Raw genomic sequence first — 16,280 nt, forward strand, 5'->3', positions numbered from 1 at the left:
CCCAATGTCATACCTTCACGACAAGAACGTGCTGGTCACCGGCGCCCTGGGCGGCATTGGCTCCGCCATCTGCCTGGCCTACGCTCGCCAGGGGACCGGCATCATCATCCATGACCGGGTGGCGGCCGATGAGGAGACGGTCGCCGCCCTCAAGGCCCAGCTGCTCTCGGTCGGAGCCCGCGAGGTCTGCTACCAGCAGGCCGACCTGGGCAGCCGGCAGGAGATTCACGCCATGTTTGCCCGGCTCCGTGAGGAGCAGCGTGACGTCGATGTGCTGGTCAACAACGCCGCCATCCAGAAGACCTCCCCCATCGCCGACTTCCCCGATGATCTCTGGGAATCGATCACCGCCATCAACCTGGTGGCCGTGTACCACTGCACCAAGCAGGCGCTCGTCGACATGCGCCGCAAGGGCTGGGGGCGCGTCATCAACCTGGCCTCGGTGCATGGCCTGGTGGCCTCGGTGGACAAGTCGGCCTACGTGGCCGCCAAGCACGGCGTGGTAGGTTTCACCCGGGAGGTGGCGCTGGAGACCGCCGGCCAGGGCATCACGGTGAACGCCATCTGTCCGGGTTGGACCGACACGCCCATCATCGCGCCGCAGATCGAGGCGCGACAGCAGCGGCTCGGCAGCAGCCGGCAGGAGGCGATCCGTCACCTGGTCTCGGAGAAGCAGCCGGACGGCGGCCTGATTCCCCCGGCCCACGTGGCGGAACTCGCGCTGTTCCTGGGCGGCGAGTCGGCCCGCCACATCACCGGCACCGCCATGCCCATCGACGGCGGCTGGACCTGCGTCTAGCGCATCACCGCCAGGGGAGGTACCACGCCCAATGACGACCTCACCGCCCATGGGGCGCGAGCTGATGGCGCTGGCCTTCGAGCATTCGGCCAGCGCCATCGTGGTCACCCAGAAGCGTCGCATCCTGGAGTGCAACCACGCCTTCTGCGAGCTCTTCGAGTATCCGCGCAGCGAGCTGATCGGCCAGCTGATGCTCAAGCTCTACCCGAGCTTCGCCGACTTCAAGACGATCGGCGATCGCGGCTACAAGGAGATGCTCAGGACGCCCAACTACGCCGACGAGCGCTTCATGCAGACCCGCTCGGGGGAGGTCTTCTGGGCCAAGACCCGCGGGCGCACCCTGACGCCGGAGGCGCCGTTCGATCTGGCGGTGTGGACCTTCATCAAGATCGATGTGCGCCCCCAGGCGGAAAACCAGCTCTCCATGCGCGAGCGGGAAATTTCCGGCTTCATCGCCAACGGTCTGACCTGCAAGGAGATCGCCCGGGAGCTGGGCATCTCCCATCGCACCGTCGAGACCCACCGGGCGCGCATCATGAAGAAACTTGACTGCCGCAACACCGCGGAGATGGTCTCACGCATCATCCAGCTCTCATGACGATGAAGCGCACCGACGAGGCAGGACCATCTACGCAGCCCGGTACGTAGTACTACGTATATCGGCGCGGGGTACCGCTGCCTAGGATGAGAACCAGGCGTGAAACGCAGGCCAACCGGCCCGCCAATGTCACCCGTTACCGACCCAATAATTACAAGGATCACGTCATGAACAAGCACCCTCACCTGCTTGCCACCTGCTCTCTGGCTGCCGCCATGGCGCTCGCCACCGTTTCCACCCAGGCCGTCGCCGACAAGGCGCGCTGGACCATGACCACCACCTGGCCGGACAGCCTGGCGCTGATCGAGGCGGACCGCCGCTGGGTCGATACCGTGCACCGGATCGCCGGTGACGACATCGAGATCGAATTCCGCGCCGGCGGCACCCTGATGCCGCCCGGCGAGGTGTTCGATGCCACCGAGACCGGCAGCATCGAAGCCGCCGGGGAGACCGGCGTCTACTGGGCAGGGCGCTCCCCCGCCTTCGCCCTGCTGGGCACCACGGCGAGCCTCTTCAACGCCGTCGACTACCTGAACTGGATCCAGCACTGGGGCGGCTATGAGCTCTACCAGGAGGTCTATAACCAGTTCAATATCCACTACCTTCCCTACGCCATTCTCAACAACGAGACCGGCTTTATCGGGCGTACCAAGATCGAGACCCTGGCCGACTTCGAGGGCAAACGTCTGCGTCTTGGCGGTCGCGATCAGGGCCGCATCCTGGAGCAGCTCGGCGGCTCCCAGGTGACCCTGGCCGGCGGCGAGGTCTACCAGGCCATCGAGCGCGGCGTGATCGATGCCGGCGAGTTCTCCACCCCGGGCGTCGACTACAACGCCGGCTTCGCCGAGGTCGCCGACTACTGGGCCACCCCCGGCTGGCACCAGTCCGCCAGCGTGTTCGGCGTGATGATCAACCGCGACGCCTGGGACGCCCTCTCCGAGGAGCCCCAGGAAAAGCTGAAGATCGCCGCCGACGCCACCATGGCCTGGGCCCTGGCCTGGTCCGAGCGCGAGTCCACCGACGCCACCCAGAAGTTCATCGACGCCGGCGTCGAGATCAACACCTTCTCCGACGAGGACCTGGCACGCATCCAGGAGATCACCAACGAGGTCTACCTGCGCGGCGCCTGCGAAGATCCTACCTACGCCAAGGTGCTGCATTCGATGCTTAGCTATATGGATCATTACGCCAACTGGCGTGATCTCTCCGCGCCGTTCAACATGAGCCGCACCATGGACAATCTGCCGTCCCTGGAAGAGATCGAAGCCTGCCTGTAAGGCCCCTGCCGCCGCCCCGGTGACCCCACCGGGGCGGCCTGCGTTCCGACGTCGGAGACTGTTCCCATGAATGCGATTGCCAAGGCGATCGATACGCTCAACGAGGCGCTCGGGCGGCTCATCGCGCCGCTGATCGCCGTGATCACGCTGATCGTCCTCTATGACATCGGCCTGCGCTACTTTGCCGGACGCCCCAGCGACTGGGCCTTCGACATCACCAAGATGCTGTTCGGTGCCCATTTCATGCTGATGGCCGCCTACGGCCTGCGCCATCACGCCCACGTCGAGGTCGACGTGCTCAAGCGCCTGCTCTCCCGCCGCAAGCAGGCGGCGCTGGAAATTCTCGGCTACCTGATCTTCTTCGTGCCCTTCATCTACATGATGCTGACGCTCGGCTGGAGCTTCTTCATGCGCTCCTACAGCCGCGGCGAGACCACCTACGGGGTGGTGTCGATCCCGGTCTACCCCATCAAGGGCGTCATCGTGGTGGCCGCCGTGCTGATCCTGCTCCAGGCCATCGCCATCGTCATTCGCGCCATCCAGCAGCTGCGGGAGGAGAGAGCCGCATGAACCTGAGTCCCGAACTGCTCACCCTGGTGATGTTCGGCGGGCTGCTGATCGGCCTGTTCATGGGCCATCCACTGGCCTTCGTGCTGGGCGGCGTCGCCGTCATCGGCGCCTACCTGGGCCCCGGCGAGCGCGTGCTCGGCACCATCATCAACAACATCTACGGCAACGCCATGGACAACTATGTCCTGGTGGCCATTCCCCTGTTCGTGCTGATGGCGCGCTTCCTCAACGATTCCGGCGTCACCGAGAAGATGTTCGAGGCGATGCGCCTGCTGATGGCCAACCTGCGCGGCGGCCTGGCGCTCACCGTGGTCATCGTCTCGGTGCTGCTGGCCGCCACCACCGGCATCGTCGGCGCCTCCATCGCGGTGATGGGCATGATCGCCCTCGCCCCGATGCTCAAGTACGGCTACAACAAGGAGCTCAGCACCGGGGTGATCATGGCCAGCGGCTGCCTGGGCATCCTGATCCCGCCGAGCATCATGCTGATCCTGATGGCCAGCTACTCGCCGGTCTCGGTGGGCGCGCTGTTCGCCGGCGCCCTGGTGCCGGGCGTGATGCTGGGCGCGATGTATGCCCTCTACGTGCTGGTGATCTGCTTCGTCAAGCCGAGCTACGGCCCGCCGGTGCCCGCCGCGGAGCGCGCCGAGGTCTCCACCGGCCAGCTGCTGGTCATGCTGGCCAAGTACGTGCTGCCGCCCATGTCGCTGATCCTCGGCGTGCTGGGCGCGCTGTTCACCGGCGTGGCCACCGCCACCGAGGCCTCGGCCATCGGCGTGGGCATCGCCTTCCTGCTGTTCCTGATCTTCGGCGACCGCAAGCTATCGACCTGCTTCAAGACGCTGATCGATGCCGGCAAGACCACCACCATGGTGATGCTGGTGCTGGTGGGCGCCACCGCCTTCACCGGGGTCTTCTCCCGCGGCGGCGGCATGACGGTGATCAGCGATCTGGTCATGGCGATGCCCGGCGGCACCGTGGGCGCGCTGATCTTCATGCTGTTCCTGGTCTTCCTGCTGGGCATGTTCCTGGACTGGACCGGCATCGTGCTGCTGAGCTTCCCGATCATGCTGCCGATCGTCCAGCAGCTGGGCGTCGACGTGCTGCTGTGGTTCGTGGTGATGGTGGCGGTGGTGCTGCAGACCTCCTTCCTCACCCCGCCGTTCGGCTATGCGCTCTTCTATATGAAGGGGGTGGCGCCGAAGGGGGTGGAGATCGTCGATCTCTACAAGGCGGTGCTGCCCTTCGTGGCGCTGATCCTGCTGGCCTGTGTGCTGATGGCCTTCTTCCCGGTGCTGATCACCGGCCTACCCTCGGCGCTGCTCGGCTACTGAGCCGCGCCCCGCCGGCCACACCGAGCGCCCGCCATGCCCTGCATGGCGGGCGCTCTTTCATCTCGGTTACCGTCACACTGCGCGCTTGGCTTCGACGCCCAAAAAAGATACGTTATAACATCTCTAAATTTTGGCGCCGTGGAGTCATCTCATGCCGACACCCGCTCTTTCTGCTCCCCTTTCCGATGCGGGGTTTACCCGCCACCTGGCCCTGGGTGACGAAATCGATGTCCTGCCGCGCATCTTCGAGGACGACATCAACATTGCCGTCATGCGCCGGCGCCTCTCGGCGGCGCTGCAGCAGAGCGTCCAGGCCCAGTGCCAGACCGAGCGCGCCTGGCAGCTGGCCTGGCTGGGCCAACCCGGTGACGATCTGCGCGCCGATCTGCTCAAGCGGCTGCCCGCTCCCGAGGCGGCCGGCGCCCTGGTGGAGGACGTCCAACTGCTGGCCGAGGCCATGGCCTACCTGTTCGATACCGATACGGTGGGCATCCGCCTGCGCCTGCTGGACGCCGCCATGTGCCCGCGCTTCCACGTCGACAACCTGCCGGTGCGCCTGGTGACCACCTATCACGGCCCGGGCAGCGAGTGGCTCCCCGAGGAGGCCGTCAACCGCGAAGGCCTGGGCGCCCCCTCGGCGAGCAAGCCGGAGATCGTGCGCGACCCCGATGCCATCCAGCGACTCGAGGCGGGCGACCTGGCCCTGCTCAAGGGGGGCGGCTGGGAGGGCAACGAGTACCGCGCTCTGGTGCACCGCAGCCCCGCACTGATCGAGGGGCAGAAGCGCCTTCTGCTGACCATCGACCCCGCCTGACGCCAGCAAGAGACCACCATGCCCTATACCCCCGAAGAGGCGCGCCTGCTGGCGATGCCCGACGACGACTACATGAACGACGAGCAGCTGGCCTTTTTTCGCGACCGGCTGCTCGAGGAGAAGGCGCAGGTAGAAGAGCACCTGCGCGAGGTGCGCGCCGCCATGGCCTCCCATGAGCGCGACAGCGACGAGCTGGACCAGGCGGCCTTCGAGGAGGAGCTACGCCTGCAGCTGCGCCAGGCCGACCGCGAGACCCGCCTGCTGGCCAATATCGAGGCGGCCCTGCGCCGTATCGACGCGGACGACTACGGCTACTGCGCGGAGACCGGCGAGCCGATCGGTCTCCCCAGGCTGCTGCTGCGACCCACCGCCAAGCTCTGCCTGGAGGCCAAGGAGCGCCAGGAACAGCGCGAGAACCACTACCGCAAGACCCGAGGTGAAGGCTGATGACATCCCTGCACACGCCCCTGCCGGTGACCGTGCTCTCCGGCTTTCTGGGCGCCGGCAAGACCACCCTGCTCAACCATATTCTCGCCAACCGCGAAGGCCGCCGGGTGGCGGTCATCGTCAACGACATGAGCGAGGTCAACATCGATGCCGCCCTGGTGCGCGGCGCCCCCGGCGACGAGGAGGAGGTGACCCTCAACCGCGCCGAGGAGCGGCTGGTGGAGATGAGCAACGGCTGCATCTGCTGCACCCTCCGCGAGGACCTGCTGATCGAGGTGCGCCGGCTCGCCGAAGAGGGGCGCTTCGACACCCTGGTGATCGAATCCACCGGCATCTCCGAGCCGCTGCCGGTGGCCGAGACCTTCACCTTCGCCGACGAAGAGGGCCGAAGCCTCTCGGATGTCGCTCGCCTCGACACCATGGTCACCGTGGTCGACGGCGCCAACTTCCTTACCCAGTACCGCGAGGCGCAGTCCCTGGCCGAGGCGGGCGAGAGCCTGGGCGAGGAGGACGAGCGCAACGTCGCCGACCTGCTGGTGGACCAGATCGAGTTCTGCGACGTGCTGCTGATCAGCAAGAGCGACCTGCTCACGCCGGCCCAGCTCGACGAGCTCACCGCCGTGCTGCGCTCGCTCAACCCCGAGGCCGAGCTGATCCCCATCACCCACGGCCAGGTGCGGCTGGAGAAGGTGCTCGACACCGGCCGCTTCAGCTTCGAGCGCGCCCAGCAGGCGCCGGGCTGGCTCAAGGAGCTGCGCGGCGAGCACGTGCCGGAGACCGAGGAGTACGGCATCTCGAGTTTCGCCTACCATGCCCGGCGCCCCTTCCACCCGCAGAAGTTCTTCGAGCTGCTGCATGGCGACTGGTTCGGCGGCAGGCTGCTGCGCTCCAAGGGCTTCTTCTGGCTGGCCACCCGACCGCAGTTCGCCGGCCAGTGGAGCCAGGCCGGCGGCATCGCCCACTACGGCTTTGCCGGCATGTTCTGGAAGGCGGTACCCGAGTCGCGCTGGCCGGAGGACCCCGACTACCGCGCCGCCATCCTCGACAAGTGGCAGGAGCCCTTCGGCGACATGCGCCAGGAGCTGGTCTTCATCGGCCAGAACCTCGACGAGGCCCGCATCCGCCAGGCCCTGGACGCCTGCCTGCTCAGCGAGGAGGAGCTGCTGGCCGGCAAGGACGCATGGCAAGCGCTGCCCGACCCCTTCCCCGCCTGGGAGTAAGCCATGCACGACGCAGACCTCACGCCGGTCACGGTGCTGACCGGCTTTCTCGGCAGCGGCAAGACCACCCTGCTCAACCACCTGGTGCGCCAGCCCGCCATGCGCGATGCGCTGGTGGTGATCAACGAGTTCGGCGATATCGGCCTCGACCATCGGCTGGTCGCCAAGGGCGACGAGCACAGCGTGGTGGAGATGAGCAGCGGCTGCCTCTGCTGCACCATCCGCGGCGACCTGAGCCGAAGCGTCCAGCAGGCCTGGGAGGCGATTGAGCGCGACGGGGGCCGGCCGATCTCGCGGATGCTCATCGAGACCACCGGCCTGGCCGACCCGGCACCCATCCTGCACACCCTGATGACCGACCACTGGCTCGCCCACCGCTTTCGCCTGGACGGCGTGGTCTGCCTGGTGGATGCGGCCAACGGCGTCTCGACCCTGAACGCCCATCGCGAATCCCAGCGCCAGGCGGCGATTGCCGACCGGCTGCTGCTGACCAAGACGGACCTGGTGGATGAGGAGCAGCTGTCACGGCTGGCCTGCCAGCTGGCGACGATCAACCCGGCCGCCGAACAGCTGCAGGTGTGCCATGGCGAGCTGGCGGCCGAGCATGTCATCGGCGGCGGCTTGCCCGCCCAGGGGCGGCGCGCCGACCATTGGCTGCGTGCGGCCTCCTATTCTCAGGTCTCACCCGCCGCGGGCATCTCACCGCCGACACAGGGCGCCCTGGTCTCGATGATGGCGCCCGCGTCCTACCCGACGCTCACCCGCCACGGCGAGCAGATCCGCTCCTTCTGCTTCACCGTCGAGCACCCCATCGAACCTGAGGTGCTGGAGGACTGGCTGGACCTGCTGATGTCGCTGCTGGGCGAGAAGATTCTGCGGGTGAAGGCCATCGTGAAGATTGCCGGGCGCGAGCAGCCGCTGGCGCTGCACGGCGTGCAGAATATCTTCCACCCGCCGGTGACGCTGCCAGCGGAGGCCTGCCCAGACGGGGTCTCGCGCTTCGTCTTTATCACCAATGGCGTGGCGCCCGAGGCCGTGACCCGGCTGTTCGACTACTTCCAGGCCCCCCAGGCCGAGCAGAGCCCAACGCCGCCGTAAACCGCCCAGGAGGACGACAAAAAAGGCGCATGATGCTTTTCAGCCTTCATGCGCCAATACGTTCGAAACAAAGGACTCAAGGAATGGTTTTCAGCTCATATCAGCACTCCGACCACATTCTCACCAGGTTGTTGTAGGTGCCCGTCAGGGCCACCAGGTCCGCCTGGGCCTCGCCCTGCTCGGCCCTCAGGCGGCGCAGCGAATTGTCCATCTCGTAGAGCAGGCGGCGCTTCTCCGTGTCGCGAATCAGGCTCTGCATGAACATGTAGCACCCCAGCCGCTCGCCGCGCGTCACCGGCGTGACCTCGTGCAGCGAGCCCGACGGATAGGTCACCAGGCTCCCCGCCGCGAGCTTGACGGTCTGCTCGCCGAAGGTGTCGATGATCTTCAGCTCGCCCCCGTCGTACTCCTCCGGATCCGACAGGAACAGCGTCGCGGAGACGTCGGTGCGCAGGTAGCTGCCGTCCGGCAGGGGGCGCAGCGTGCTGTCGATATGCTTGCCGTAGTGGCTATCCTCCACGGTATAGCGGTTGAAGTTCGGCGGGATGATCTTGAAGGGCAGCAGCGCGCTCATGACATCGGGCGAACGGTTGAGGGCCCGCATCACCAGGGTGCGCAGCTCCCTGAGCACCGCCGACTGTTCGGGTATCTGCAGATTCTTCTTTACCTGCCTGCCCTGGGGCCCCGCGCTGATGCCGCGGGCCCACTCGGCGGCCAGCAGCTGGCGGCGCATGGCCGCCAGCTCGTCAGGTGTCAGAATGTTCTCAAAACTGACAATCATGGAATGGCTCTAGAAGTCATAGCGCAGCGTGGCGATGGCGTGCCGGCCCGGCCCGGGAATGCCCTGGGCGCCGCCCTCTGCCAGCTGGGAAATGTAGTCCTTGTCGGTAAGGTTGAAGGCGTTCACACGCAGCTGGAGCTCGTCGGTAAAGCGATAGGCCGTGGACGCATGGAAGACGGAGTAGCCGTCGATCTCGACCTGGCGACGGCGCGCTCCGGGCTCGGAGGCCACGCTGTTGACCTGGCTGGCCACATACTCCATGCCGCCGCCGACGCTCCAGCGGGGGGTCACCTCATAGTCCGACCAGAGGTTGAAGGTATGCCGGGGCGTGCCGCCAAGCCGTGAGCCCACCTCCCACTCGTTGTTGGAGCTGCGCACCTCGGAGTCCATGTAGGTATAGCTGGCATAGAGGTCCCAGCCGGGCGCCAGACTGCCCATGGCCCCCACTTCGAACCCTTCCACGCGCTGCTTGCCGTCCAGCACGTCGAGCAGGTCGCCACCGCCCTGGGCGGGGGTCCGGGCGTTGGTCTTGTCGGTACGGAACAGCGCCGCGCTCAGCAGCAGGTTCTCACCCAGGCTCCACTTGGTACCGAGCTCATAGGCCACGGTGCGCTCGGGGTCAGTGTCGAAGGCCGATTCATCGATGATGTCTTCCCGCTGCCGATCGCCGCCATGCTTCTGGCCGGTGGCATCGGCGCCGCCGGCCAGCTGTACCAGGCCCCGGTCGAAGGTGCCGGTCACGTCGAAGGCGGTCCCCACCGACGCATAGAGGGTGCCGTTCGCTGTCGGCTTGAAGACCAGCCCCAGGTTGCCGCTCCATTCGCTGTCCGTTCGCGATGCCGGCCCGAGATTTCCGCCGGGAAGCCCCTCATAGCCGGTGTCGGTTGCCGTGGACTTGACATGGTCCCAGCGCACCCCGGTATGCAGGTCCCACTGGGGCGAGAGAGCGGCCACGTTCAGCGCATAGAGCCCCAGCTGCTCGGATTCCAGGCGATGGCGGGTGCCGTCGTAGTAGGCCACCGGCCGGACGCGACGCTCGGGGTCATAGAGGGACGTCCGGGGGCCACTCTGGTCGGGGCGGCGGTCATTCTTGATGTCGATATAGCCCACTTCCGCGCCGAGGATCAGGTCGTGTGCCACCTGGCCGGTGTCGAAGGAGAGCAGCAGGTCGGTCTGGTTGAAGAAGGAGGTGTCGGTCTGGTCCCGGGGCTTCAGGTCGCCCTGCACCAGCGCCTGGTCGAAGTCGCCGCTTCCCCAGGCCGCTTCAGGCACCTTGATACGCGGCGAGGAGGTGATGGAGTCGTTCTCCACGCGGCTGACGCGGAACTGGTTGCGCACGCTCAGGCCGTCATTGACGTAATGCTCGATCGCCACGCCCAGCTGGTCGACGTTGATCTTCTGGTAGTCATCAACGTGACCGTAATAGCTGCTGTAGTCGATGCCCGGCGGTAGACGGCCCGTGTAGTAACCATCGCCAGCACGCTGACCGCCCGAGGTGCGCCCGCGATCGTTGAGCACCGCCGGGTCGCCGCTGAAGCCTTCCCGGTCGATGGGTATCCCCTGATCGGGGATGTTGTTCTGGCGCGTGTGGAGGAAATCCAGCTCGACCCGTGTGTCTTCCTGCAGCCCCCAGACGTAGGCGGCATAGACGCCGTGGCGGTCCTGCTCCACCACGTCTCGGCCGTGGCCGTTCTGGGTGTGGTGCATGAGGTTCAGCCGCACGGCGCTGTTGTCGTCGATGCGGCGGTTGAAGTCCCCGGTCAGGCGAAAGAGGTTATCCGTGCCGACCGACGTATCGATCCGGTTGCGATCCTCCATGAGGGGCTGCTTGGTCACGAAGTTGATGGTGCCGCCGGCGGAACCCCGGCCGGAAAACGCCGAGTTGGGCCCCTTGATGACCTCGATCTGCTCGACGTAGAACGGATCGCGGAAGTAGTTGCCCAGATCCCTGGCGCCGTTGACGTTGATATCGTCGCGGGCGTTGAAGCCGCGGATCTTGAGCTGGTCGCCGCCGGGGGGATTGCCCTCCCCCGCCTGCAGGCTGATGCCGGAGACGTTGCGCAGCGCATCGCGCAGCTCGGTCACGTTCTGATCTTCCAGCAGGTCGCTGGTCCACACCGTCACGATACGCGGCGTTTCCTGAACGCTGCGCTGGTAGCGCACGCTGTCCATGAAGGTGCCGCGATACCCGGTGACGGTAACGGTCTCCAGGTCCGCCGACGGCGCGTCCTGGGACTGGGCGTGAACATTGACGCTCATCGCGGCCAGCATGCAGGCACCGGCGGCGACAACGCCGCGGCCCAACGAAGACCTGGAGTGCGCCGGGGCGAGCGCCTCTAGCAGTCTGTCGGTTTAGAGGGCATGAAGCGTAGAAGCAACGTCCCCTCTCTGGTTTCTTCGCAGGGTAGTCGGTCATGTGGCGGGAGAGTCGCTGTTGGCCCTCCCTGCCTCGCCTTGCACCGCTCCTGACCCCGGTGACGCGCTACCCGGTGAGGGATCTCCCCTCATCCGGCAGCCAGGCGGTGCATTCGCTTGATGTTCCAGGCCAGGGTGGCCAGTCGCCACTCGCCGCTGACCTTGTCCAGGCCACGCAGCGAGAACTGCCGGAACCCCATCACGTGCTTGATGATGCCGAAGACCGGTTCCACCGTATGCTTGCGCAGCGCATACAGGGCGCGTCCCGCCCGGGTCTTCAGGCGGTGCGCCATCTGCTCGACGGGATCCTCACTCGCCGGGGCGGGCGGATCCGCCGCGAAGCGCTCGAACACGGGGAGATGATGGACATCGCGCTTCATGGCCAGCAGCGGTTCGATGCCATGGGCCTGGCAGGCATCGACATTGGCCGCACTGAAGTAGCCCGTGTCGGCCAGCAGGCAACTGGGGCGCCCCAACGCCCGGGGGTAGCCCTGCCATGCGGTCAGTAACGGCATGACCTGCTGCTTGTCGTTGGTCGCCTGGGTGACATGCACGTGGGTGACCAGCAGGGTGTCGGTATCGACGGCCGCCTGGGCGTTGTAGCACTGATCGAAGGCCTTGCCGGTGACCGGCATGATGCGTGATTGTGGGTCGGTGAGGTTGACCTGATCCTTGTCGCGGGGGCCGCCCGTCGGTGGCTCGGGATCCCGCCCCCGAGGCGTCTTGCCGGCCTTCCGCTGCGCCTCACGGCGCGCCACCTTTTCCTGGTAGGCGGCTTGTTCGACGGCGTCTCGCTCCTCGGCCCGCGCCTCGATCTTGGCCTTGGCCTCGGCGATCGCCGCCAGGCGCTGTTCGCGACGGGCAATCTCCGCCGGGATGTCCATGCCATCGGCGGCGTCATCCCGATCCGCGGACTCGGCCCGTTGGGTCAGCGCCTTCACCTCGGCCTTGAACTGAGCCTCCAGCTTCTTGGCATGGCCCGTACGACAGCGCCCTATGCTTGCTGGCGTTGGCCTTGAGCTTGGTGCCATCCAGCGCGATGGTGCCGAGCTTGAGCAGCTTCATCTCGCGGGCCAGCAAGAGCACCTGGACGAACAGTTGCTCCAGTTCGGGCAGGAAGCGCCGCCGGAAGGTGGCCAGGGTGTCGTGGTCGGGATGGGTGTTGGCGGCCAGGTAGCGGAACGCCACCGAGTCATAGGTGGCCCGCTCGATCTTGCGGCTGGAATACACCCCGGTGGCATAGCCATAGACCAGCAGACTCAGCAGCACCGCCGGGTGATGGGCCTTATGCCCCCGGCCGGCGTACCGCCGCGTCAACGCCGAGAGGTCCAGCTGCTCGACAACATCCACCACGAAGCGCGCCAGGTGGTCATCGGGCAACCACTCGTCCACGGAAGGCGGCAGAAGATAATCGGTCTGGCGGTCAACGGGGATGAAGCGGCTCATGGCGACGTTCCGGTGGTGGCGGCTGGAAGCGAGTATCTCACGACGTTATCGAAAACCCGACAGACTGCTAGCGCCTTGGGGAGCGCTTTTTTCTGGCAAAGCAGCATGGTGTGTTCCCTTTCTGGAGGACGGTATTGGACTGTCCTCCCCCCTCGGCTTGGCACGATCGCTTCCACTGCATAGGTAGAGGCGTTGTTGTTCTTACAGGCTTGACGCGCGGATGTTATCAAATAACATTTAAAATGTAAAACTAAAGCATTCTCATTTGCCTTGGTGCTTTTCAGGCGTTCTCGTCGGCTGACGTCGCCGGGTCGCCACCGGGATATGTCGGCAGGGATAGCGCATGATGCCCGGGGGCCAGTGGCTCGGCGGCGATCACATAGTCGGCGCCGCAGGGCAGCCCCGTCTCGCTGCGCGCCAGGGGGAGCGCCTCGGCGCGCAGCGCTTCGATGCGCCCCCGGAGCGCCTCGGCCAGCGCCGGGTCCTTCAGCTGATCCAGCTGCTTCAGGCACAGGTCGAGCTGCGAATTGACGAAGCGCTCCCGGTAGCGGATGGGAAACTGGCGCACCTCGAGCACGCGAAAGCCGGCCGTGCCGAGCTGGCGCAGCACCCAGGAGGCCGGATACTCCCGGTAGGGGCGCCCGTTGCCCATCAGCAGACAGGCGTCGCGCAGCCTGCCGATGGCCTGAACGATGCGCCCCTCCCGGGTATCGGGGGCGTCGAGCACATAGGGCTCGGTGCCCACGATATAGAGCCTGCCCTTTACGTGGGGCCTCAGGCGCGTCAGCACCTGCTCCTGCCAGTAGGGCGCAAAGCCCTCGATGGCGCCGATAAAGTAGTCCAGCAGCACCGTGTCGAAGCACTCCCCGTAGAACAGCTCGGGGGCGATCCAGTTGGCCACCAGCACGCGGTCCTGAGGGCGCATGCGCTCCCCCGCCGCCTTTCTGGCCGTTCGGGCCATGCCGGCCGAGGCGGTGACCGCGGCCCAGCGCTCGGTCTCAAGCGAGGAGACCCAGCGCAGCGAGTTGTAGCCGGTGCCAGCATCGAGAAAGCTGCCCCAGGGCTGGCTGCCCTGAAGGGCTTCGATGGCGCGGAAGATCGGCGACGCCGTGCGCGAGGCGCCGGCATCGGCGGAAGGCGCGGTGGCGCGAGACGGAGTGGAAGCGGAGCCTGTCACAGTCGATGTCATGGGGTTGATCGTCGAGTTGAAGAGGGAACGGAGCGCAGCGCCCATAGCGTGATGCCCGCCGCCGCGTGGGTCACGATCAGCACGGGGGCGAAGGGCTGGTCCAGCCAGAGGCTGAGCCACCAGGCCAGCATAAAGGAGGCCAGCGCCAGCAGCACGGCGTGAAGCAGCCAGTGCTGCAGGTGGCGCGCCCGCAGCGCGCTGATCCAGGCGGGGAACAGCAGCGTCGACAGCGCGGCCGGCACGCCAAAGACCATGGCGCCCATGACGATCACGGCGACCAGCCACGCCGCCTCCGCCAGGCGCATGGGCAGGCCTGGCACCGCCCAGGAGGCCAGGTTGGGCAGCAGCTGTGAGCGCAGCCAGATGCGCTTGAGGGGCCGGAGCAGAGGCAGGGAGAGCAGCGTCAGCCCGACAACCGCCCAGGCGTCGGTCGGCGCCACGAAGTAGAGCTGACCCTCGGCCCAGCGGGCCGCTGCCAGGCTCGCCTGGGGAGCGTTGGCCGCCAGCAGCGTCACCAGGGCCAGGCCAGCCAGAAAGCTGGCCAGCGCCGCATGCTCGCCCTGTCGCTGCAGGCGCAGCAGCCACATCATACCCCCGCTCACTCCCAGCGCCAGAGGCAGCACCGGCCAGGTCAGCGCCGATGCCGCCACGCCGCCCACGGCGGCCCACTGGCTGAGCGCCAGGGCCTGCCAGGCGGAGCCCTTCAGAAAGAGGCCGACGCCGGCCAGGGCGAGCAGCAGGGTCATGCCGGTGCCGGCCAGCAGCGGCAGCCAGAGAAGATCAGGCGGCATCTAGGCAGGCCTCCAGAGGCAGAGCGGTCGCACCACAGGCCTCGATCATGCCGCTGTCGTGGCCGGTCATCAGCAGCGTGACGCCCGGGTCCAGCGCCGTCATCAGCTCCACGGCGGCCTCCTTGACGGCGTGATCCAGATGGTTGGCCGGCTCGTCCAGCATGACCAGGTGGGGCGCCCGCCCTCCCGCGCCGGGCGGCGGCGACAGCGCCGCCGCCAGCCGCAGCAGCTGCCACTGCCCGCCGCTGAGGGTATCCAGCCGCCTGGGCAGCAGCGCTGCCAGGCGCGGCAGCGCGGGCGGCACCACCTCCATGGCGGCGAACCAGTCGCAGCCGGAAAGCGGCCAGGGCTCGCGCCGGGCGCTTTCCTGGGCCAGCAACATCAGCGTCAGCCCCGGAGCGCAGCGCAGGCGACCCGAAAACAGCGTCGCCTGGCCGGCAATCGCCTTGAGCAGCAGCGACTTGCCGCTGCCGTTGGGGCCGGTGATGGCGAGCCGGGCCCCCGAAGAGACCCTCAGGCTCAGAGGGCCGACCAGGGCCCGGGCAACGCCCAGCGTGGCACGCTCCAGCGCCACGACCTCGCTGCCGCTGGCCATTCAGCGCGCGTCCAGCGCGTCGACCCAGTCCCGCATCAGGGCCAGATAGCCCTCAAGCGTCGGCGTCTGCGGCTCCAGCGCCACGCTGGTCGCCGGCCAGCCCAGCTGACGCTGCAGGAACTCCGCCCCCCTGGAGGGCTGGAAGCTGGCATAGAGAACCCGCCCCTCGGTGCCCTGCAGCTTGCCGACCAGCTCGCCCAGGTGGCGGGCGCTGGGCGGAATGCCCGGCGCCGGCTCGAGATAGCCGACGACCTCTACGGGCAGCCACTCTTCCAGGTAGTCGAGGTCCTCGTGGTAGACCACGATGCGCTGCTCGGCCACGCCCTCGGCCAGCTGCCGAGCCTGCTCGCGCAGGGTCTCCGCCAGGGCGCCGGCACGCGCGTGATACGCCTCGGCATGGGCCGGGTCGAGACGCGCCAGCCGCCGCGCCAGCGCCTCGCCCAGCGACGCCATGCGCAGGGGGTCCACGTTGAAGTGGGGATTGCCTTCGGTATGCACGTGCCCCACGTTCGGGCCATCCATGGTGATGGAGCGCCGCAGCGGCAGGATGCTGGCACCGACGAAGTGCGTTTCCCGGCCGCTGTTGACCGCCGGATTGGCGGCGCCGCGCTGGGCGGCGGGCAGCCACCCCTCCTCCAGCCCGGCGCCGACCTCCAGCAGCATATCGGCACGGCGCAGCGCCGCCATGAAGCTCGGGCGCGCGTCCAGGTAGTGGGCATCGCGGTCCGGCGCAGCCAGCACCGTGACCGACACCTGCTCACCCCCCACCTCGTTGGCCAGCATCCCGAGGCTTGCCGTGGTCGCCACGATGTTCAGCGCCGCCAGGGCCGGCAGCGGCAGGCTCAGCAGGAGCGCCAGGGCCAGGGCCCCGACGCCGCGATTGCGCATGAATCGCATCTAATACTC

General features: G+C 67.2%; 15 protein-coding genes and 1 pseudogene. 9 read left to right on the forward strand and 7 right to left on the reverse strand.

Annotation, left to right across the window (positions count from 1 at the left end; translation table 11 throughout):
* The first annotated feature begins 4 nt into the window (after positions 1-4).
* The 9 genes from B6N23_RS06095 to B6N23_RS06135 all read left to right on the forward strand — a co-directional run bounded on the left by B6N23_RS06095 (position 5) and on the right by B6N23_RS06135 (position 8,157).
* Complete coding sequence (locus B6N23_RS06095; RefSeq protein WP_305502859.1) at positions 5-799, forward strand: 3-hydroxybutyrate dehydrogenase; 795 nt, start codon at positions 5-7, stop codon at positions 797-799.
* 31 nt (positions 800-830) lie between these two features.
* A complete protein-coding gene (locus B6N23_RS06100; protein WP_169957647.1) occupies positions 831-1,397 on the forward strand; it encodes a LuxR C-terminal-related transcriptional regulator in 567 nt (188 codons plus the stop codon).
* A gap of 167 nt (positions 1,398-1,564) precedes the next feature.
* Positions 1,565-2,674 carry a TRAP transporter substrate-binding protein DctP gene (dctP, locus tag B6N23_RS06105; protein WP_305502861.1) on the forward strand — a complete coding sequence of 370 codons (1,110 nt, stop codon included), beginning with the start codon at positions 1,565-1,567 and terminating at the stop codon, positions 2,672-2,674.
* A 66-nt stretch (positions 2,675-2,740) separates the two neighbouring features.
* On the forward strand, positions 2,741-3,244 hold the full coding sequence (locus B6N23_RS06110; RefSeq protein ID WP_305502863.1) for a TRAP transporter small permease subunit: 504 nt from the start codon (positions 2,741-2,743) through the stop codon (positions 3,242-3,244).
* Positions 3,241-4,578, forward strand: a complete 1,338-nt coding sequence (locus B6N23_RS06115; RefSeq protein ID WP_305502864.1) for a TRAP transporter large permease — start codon at positions 3,241-3,243, stop codon at positions 4,576-4,578. Before B6N23_RS06110 ends, B6N23_RS06115 begins: the two co-directional genes overlap by 4 nt.
* Before the next feature lie 151 nt (positions 4,579-4,729).
* A complete protein-coding gene (locus B6N23_RS06120; RefSeq protein ID WP_302141403.1) occupies positions 4,730-5,392 on the forward strand; it encodes a DUF1826 domain-containing protein in 663 nt (220 codons plus the stop codon).
* A gap of 18 nt (positions 5,393-5,410) precedes the next feature.
* A complete protein-coding gene (locus B6N23_RS06125; RefSeq protein WP_302141401.1) occupies positions 5,411-5,839 on the forward strand; it encodes a TraR/DksA family transcriptional regulator in 429 nt (142 codons plus the stop codon).
* Positions 5,839-7,059, forward strand: coding sequence for a zinc metallochaperone GTPase ZigA (gene zigA, locus B6N23_RS06130; protein ID WP_305502866.1), 1,221 nt, complete (start codon positions 5,839-5,841; stop codon positions 7,057-7,059). Before B6N23_RS06125 ends, zigA begins: the two co-directional genes overlap by 1 nt.
* A gap of 3 nt (positions 7,060-7,062) precedes the next feature.
* A complete protein-coding gene (locus tag B6N23_RS06135; RefSeq protein ID WP_305502867.1) occupies positions 7,063-8,157 on the forward strand; it encodes a CobW family GTP-binding protein in 1,095 nt (364 codons plus the stop codon).
* A gap of 100 nt (positions 8,158-8,257) precedes the next feature.
* On the opposite strand, the gene B6N23_RS06140 is transcribed toward B6N23_RS06135, so the two are convergent.
* The 7 genes and pseudogenes from B6N23_RS06140 to B6N23_RS06170 all read right to left on the reverse strand — a co-directional run bounded on the left by B6N23_RS06140 (position 8,258) and on the right by B6N23_RS06170 (position 16,271).
* Positions 8,258-8,938: a Fe2+-dependent dioxygenase gene (locus tag B6N23_RS06140; protein ID WP_305502869.1), complete on the reverse strand. Its 681-nt coding sequence runs from the start codon at positions 8,936-8,938 to the stop codon at positions 8,258-8,260.
* Between the two features lie 9 nt (positions 8,939-8,947).
* Positions 8,948-11,209, reverse strand: a complete 2,262-nt coding sequence (locus B6N23_RS06145) for a TonB-dependent receptor (RefSeq protein ID WP_305502871.1) — start codon at positions 11,207-11,209, stop codon at positions 8,948-8,950.
* A gap of 233 nt (positions 11,210-11,442) precedes the next feature.
* A pseudogene (locus tag B6N23_RS06150) lies at positions 11,443-12,799 on the reverse strand (IS1182 family transposase).
* Between the two features lie 280 nt (positions 12,800-13,079).
* On the reverse strand, positions 13,080-13,988 hold the full coding sequence (locus B6N23_RS06155) for a class I SAM-dependent methyltransferase (protein WP_305502873.1): 909 nt from the start codon (positions 13,986-13,988) through the stop codon (positions 13,080-13,082).
* Positions 13,985-14,779, reverse strand: a complete 795-nt coding sequence (locus tag B6N23_RS06160) for a metal ABC transporter permease (protein WP_305502875.1) — start codon at positions 14,777-14,779, stop codon at positions 13,985-13,987. Before B6N23_RS06160 ends, B6N23_RS06155 begins: the two co-directional genes overlap by 4 nt.
* The gene (locus tag B6N23_RS06165; protein WP_305502879.1) at positions 14,769-15,374 is read right to left on the reverse strand and encodes an ATP-binding cassette domain-containing protein; all 606 of its coding nucleotides are present in this window, start codon (positions 15,372-15,374) and stop codon (positions 14,769-14,771) included. Before B6N23_RS06165 ends, B6N23_RS06160 begins: the two co-directional genes overlap by 11 nt.
* Positions 15,375-16,271: a metal ABC transporter substrate-binding protein gene (locus B6N23_RS06170; protein WP_305502882.1), complete on the reverse strand. Its 897-nt coding sequence runs from the start codon at positions 16,269-16,271 to the stop codon at positions 15,375-15,377. It abuts the gene before it with no gap.
* Between the last annotated feature and the right edge of the window lie 9 nt (positions 16,272-16,280).

Source organism: Halomonas alkalicola (assembly GCF_030704205.1).
GTDB classification, from domain to species: domain Bacteria; phylum Pseudomonadota; class Gammaproteobacteria; order Pseudomonadales; family Halomonadaceae; genus Halomonas; species Halomonas alkalicola.

Coding starts and splice junctions, on each gene's coding strand:
- B6N23_RS06135 (WP_305502867.1), top strand. CDS start 7,063: ATGCACGACGCAGACCTCACGCCGGTCACGGTGCTGACCGGCTTTCTC.
- dctP (WP_305502861.1), top strand. CDS start 1,565: ATGAACAAGCACCCTCACCTGCTTGCCACCTGCTCTCTGGCTGCCGCC.
- zigA (WP_305502866.1), top strand. CDS start 5,839: ATGACATCCCTGCACACGCCCCTGCCGGTGACCGTGCTCTCCGGCTTT.
- B6N23_RS06115 (WP_305502864.1), top strand. CDS start 3,241: ATGAACCTGAGTCCCGAACTGCTCACCCTGGTGATGTTCGGCGGGCTG.
- B6N23_RS06100 (WP_169957647.1), top strand. CDS start 831: ATGACGACCTCACCGCCCATGGGGCGCGAGCTGATGGCGCTGGCCTTC.
- B6N23_RS06170 (WP_305502882.1), bottom strand. CDS start 16,271: ATGCGATTCATGCGCAATCGCGGCGTCGGGGCCCTGGCCCTGGCGCTC.
- B6N23_RS06145 (WP_305502871.1), bottom strand. CDS start 11,209: ATGCTGGCCGCGATGAGCGTCAATGTTCACGCCCAGTCCCAGGACGCG.
- B6N23_RS06110 (WP_305502863.1), top strand. CDS start 2,741: ATGAATGCGATTGCCAAGGCGATCGATACGCTCAACGAGGCGCTCGGG.
- B6N23_RS06120 (WP_302141403.1), top strand. CDS start 4,730: ATGCCGACACCCGCTCTTTCTGCTCCCCTTTCCGATGCGGGGTTTACC.
- B6N23_RS06125 (WP_302141401.1), top strand. CDS start 5,411: ATGCCCTATACCCCCGAAGAGGCGCGCCTGCTGGCGATGCCCGACGAC.
- B6N23_RS06165 (WP_305502879.1), bottom strand. CDS start 15,374: ATGGCCAGCGGCAGCGAGGTCGTGGCGCTGGAGCGTGCCACGCTGGGC.
- B6N23_RS06160 (WP_305502875.1), bottom strand. CDS start 14,779: ATGCCGCCTGATCTTCTCTGGCTGCCGCTGCTGGCCGGCACCGGCATG.
- B6N23_RS06095 (WP_305502859.1), top strand. CDS start 5: ATGTCATACCTTCACGACAAGAACGTGCTGGTCACCGGCGCCCTGGGC.
- B6N23_RS06140 (WP_305502869.1), bottom strand. CDS start 8,938: ATGATTGTCAGTTTTGAGAACATTCTGACACCTGACGAGCTGGCGGCC.
- B6N23_RS06155 (WP_305502873.1), bottom strand. CDS start 13,988: ATGACATCGACTGTGACAGGCTCCGCTTCCACTCCGTCTCGCGCCACC.